The organism is Novosphingobium sp., from assembly GCF_041915465.1.
Lineage (GTDB): Bacteria > Pseudomonadota > Alphaproteobacteria > Sphingomonadales > Sphingomonadaceae > Novosphingobium.
In genome coordinates this window covers 1-3463 of sequence record NZ_JAYSBK010000163.1, presented here as the reverse complement: position 1 = coordinate 3463, position 3463 = coordinate 1, and the positions used below count along the sequence as shown (strand labels likewise).

The window sequence follows — 3463 nt, the reverse complement described above, 5'->3', positions numbered from 1 at the left end:
AGGCCCTGCGCGAAGCGGTCGATGCCGAACAGCGCCAGGTCATCGCCGCGGTCAGCGAACGCCTGCAAAGCCTTGCCCGCGGTGACCTTGCGACCCGCGTAACCACCCCGTTCCCCGCCGCCTACGAGAGCGTGCGCGAAGCGCTGAACCGCGCCTGCACCGATCTTGAGGAACTGGTCAGCCAGGTCGATGCCTCGGCCGGATCGATCCGCACCGGTGCCGCCGAAGTGCGCACCGCATCGGACGACCTTGCCCGGCGGACCGAGGAACAGGCCAGTTCGCTCGAACGCATGGCCAGCACCACGCAGCGCGTCACCAACGAGATTTCCGCCACCGCCGAGCGCAGCCTCGCGGCGCGCGACTCCACGCTGGCGGCCAGGCAGAGCGCCTCGCAGGGCAGCGAAGTTGTCGAAGCCGCGATCGAGGCGATGCACCTGATCGAAAAGTCCGCGCAGGAAATCAGCCAGATCATCACGATCATCGACGGGATCGCGTTCCAGACCAACCTGCTGGCGCTTAACGCCGGGGTCGAGGCGGCCCGCGCGGGTGACGCCGGCAAGGGCTTTGCCGTGGTCGCCAACGAGGTGCGCGCCCTCGCCCAGCGCTCGGCCGAAGCGGCCCAGACGATCAAGGACCTGATCCAGGCGTCGTCGCGTCAGGTCGAACAGGGCGTCAAGTTGGTCGGTGAAAGTGGCACCATGCTCGGCCAGATCGCGGAACAGGTGATCGCGATCAGCACGACGATCAGCCAGGTCGCCGAATCCGCGCATGCCCAGGCCGAGGACTTGAAGTCGGTCAGCTCGAACTTCACCCGGATTGATCTGTCCACCCAGCAGAACGCAGCGATGGTCGAAGAAAACAACGCCGCCGCGCACCATTTGCTGGCCGAAGCCGAACGCCTTGGCGAACTGGTGGATCGCTTCAACACCGGCGGCGCAAGGGGCGACTTTCGGCCGGCGCGGCAGCTCGGCCGGGCGGCCTGAGCGGTCTCGATCGGCACACTGTTGGCACCGGCATGAAAAAACTTCGCTCAACCCCGCTTGCCACCCCGGGAATCGCTCACTATAGGCGCCCTCCTGCCTCGGGCACCTTCGGGAGCCCGTGATACGGTCGGGGAATAGCTCAGCCTGGTAGAGCACTGTCTTCGGGAGGCAGGGGCCGGAGGTTCGAATCCTCTTTCCCCGACCAAATCACTCTTCTGCACAATCGGCGTAATCCGGAAACCGCCCTTGGCGGCGCCCGGTTTGCGCGCGCCCCGTACTTTCCCTGATAGGCACTGCCTTGCGGATTGGATAAGTCCGCACCGGTCATTCACTGCACCCGCAGATTGATGCCCCGCAACGCTGCCATGCCTCATTCCCCGCTGCAGACAACGATTGGATCGGTCCCGATCTCGCACCTTGGCCCGCTCGACGCGGCGCGGCTGGTCGTGATCGTTGGCCGGAGCAATCACCGCAAGCAATCCGCGCTGCTCGACACGCTGGCGCTGGCCCTGCACGAGCAGCAGGGGCTATCGCTCTGCTGGTTTGCCTCGCGCCGCAGCGAGACGCTGCGCATGCTCGACCTGGCATTTGATCGCCGCTTCGGCCTTGCCCTGGGAAACTGGTGCGAACATGGCGGCATCGCCGGGCGGTTGCTGCGCAAGCTGCTCTACGCCGCCCTGTTGCTGGCCCGCCCGCGGCACTGGGATTTCTTTCCGGCCTTGCTGCGTTTCACCAATGCCGGCTCGGCGCGCGACTTGCGCCGCTTTCTTGGCAGGCTGCGCGCACGCGAATTTGTCCTGCTGGGCCATTCGGCCGGCGGAATCGTGGCCTCGCTTGCCGCAAGAGAGCCGCGTGTTTCCCATATCGCCTGTGTGGGTTACCCCTTCCGGCACCCGGATCAGGCAGAAGACCCGGCCCGCACCGCCCACTTGGCCGACTTGGCCAAGCCGATGCTGATTCTGCAAGGCCGGCAGGATCCCTATGGCGCTCCCGCCGATGCCTTGGGCTACCGACTATCCCGGCGGATCACGATCATTCCGCTGACCGCCGATCACGATTACCTGGACTTGTCGCAGCCAGATCTGCGCGCCTGTTTCGAAGCGCTGGCCCGGTTCGTGAGGCCTGAAGCTCAGACCGGGCAGGCCTGCCCCGAGTTGACGGCGGCGGCCATCTTGCGGTCGCGGCCATAGATGTCCGGGAAATAGGCAAAGCTGCCATCACCGCGCAGCCCGGCGGTGAAATAGGTGACATAGACCGGCAGTTGCCGCGGCAGGTCGACCACCACGGAATCGCCCTTGGCCACCAGCGCATCGATATCCGTGCGGCTGCGCGTTCCGCCGAACAGCGCCGTCGCGAAGTCCAGCGCATCGCCCACCCGCACGCAGCCGTGACTGAAGGCGCGGGGATCGCGCTCAAACAGGTCGCGATTGGGCGTATCGTGAAGATAGACGCTGTAGGGGTTAGGCATGACCAGCTTCATGTAGCCCAGCGCATTGTTCGCCCCCGGCTTCTGGCGCACCTGCCCGCCGCTCCAGACATAGCCGCGCGCCCGGGCAAGGCCGGGGTTGCGGCGGATCAGGCTACCCACGCTTTCGCGCACGATGTTCGAAGGGACGTTCCACCAGGGATTGACGTTCACGCCGGTAACCACGGCATTGAACACCGGTGTCGGCGTCGAAGGCTTGCCCACGATCACCCGCCATGCGCCCACCTGTTTGCCGCCGCGCCACAGCCGCACCTCGTAAGCCGCCGCATTGACCAGCAGGTAGTCCCCGCCAAGGTCATGCGGCATCCAGCGCCAGCGCTCCATATTGCGCGCCAGCGTCTGGCGCTTGCCGGCATCGGTTTCACCGGCATAGGCGCTACGCAAAGCCAGATAATCGGGGTGCTGCGGGTTCAAACCGGCCAGGAACGCGCCAAGGCGGTTTTCCGCAAGTGCGGCGCTCAGCTCTGCCGCGAGATCGATCTTCGCGTCGGTATCGACAATCTTCCAACCCGATCTGCCAGTCGCCGAACCGAGCAGTTCAAGCTTGGCCAACCGAAGCGCCAGTCTGGTCGCTTCACGGTCAACCCGCGCCGCATCGCTGCTTTGCCAGGCCGCGTCGAGATCGGCGGTGTCGAGCCGGGGCAAGGCCTCTGCCGGGGCGGCATCGACCGCCGTGCGCAGTTCGCCAAGCGCCGCCACGCTCCACTGCGGCTTCGCTTCCGGAGCCGCCTGGGCTGCCGTCAGCAACATGCACAGCGCAAGCAGGCCACGCTTCATCCCGGTCTTCCTCTTCGCCAATTGCATTTCCAGAGCACGATTCCCAGATGCGGGTAAACAACCTTTCGGGATTCGCATTGATGAAATTCAACCGGCGCCACTTCCTTGGCGCCATGGCTGTCGGCAGTGCAGGACTTGCTGCTTCGCGCAGTTTCGCCGCGACCCTTTGCGGCGATACCCCTGCCCTGCTGCCACTCGCCATGGCTGCCCTTGAACG

3 protein-coding genes and 1 tRNA gene are annotated in these 3463 nt (G+C 65.6%); 3 read left to right on the top strand and 1 reads right to left on the bottom strand.

Annotation, left to right across the window (positions count from 1 at the left end; translation table 11 throughout):
* The 3 genes from ACE3SN_RS16420 to ACE3SN_RS16410 all read left to right on the top strand — a co-directional run.
* Positions 1 to 983 (top strand): methyl-accepting chemotaxis protein (locus ACE3SN_RS16420; protein ID WP_374531854.1); only part of this gene is annotated, 983 nt, incomplete at its 5' end.
* A gap of 128 nt (positions 984 to 1111) precedes the next feature.
* A tRNA-Pro gene (locus ACE3SN_RS16415) sits at positions 1112 to 1188 on the top strand.
* Between the two features lie 160 nt (positions 1189 to 1348).
* Positions 1349 to 2173 carry an alpha/beta family hydrolase gene (locus ACE3SN_RS16410; RefSeq protein WP_374531852.1) on the top strand — a complete coding sequence of 275 codons (825 nt, stop codon included), beginning with the start codon at positions 1349 to 1351 and terminating at the stop codon, positions 2171 to 2173.
* Here ACE3SN_RS16410 and ACE3SN_RS16405 read toward each other — a convergent pair.
* Positions 2113 to 3246 carry a L,D-transpeptidase family protein gene (locus ACE3SN_RS16405; RefSeq protein WP_374531850.1) on the bottom strand — a complete coding sequence of 378 codons (1134 nt, stop codon included), beginning with the start codon at positions 3244 to 3246 and terminating at the stop codon, positions 2113 to 2115. The genes ACE3SN_RS16410 and ACE3SN_RS16405 overlap by 61 nt on opposite strands.
* Positions 3247 to 3463: the final 217 nt, after the last annotated feature.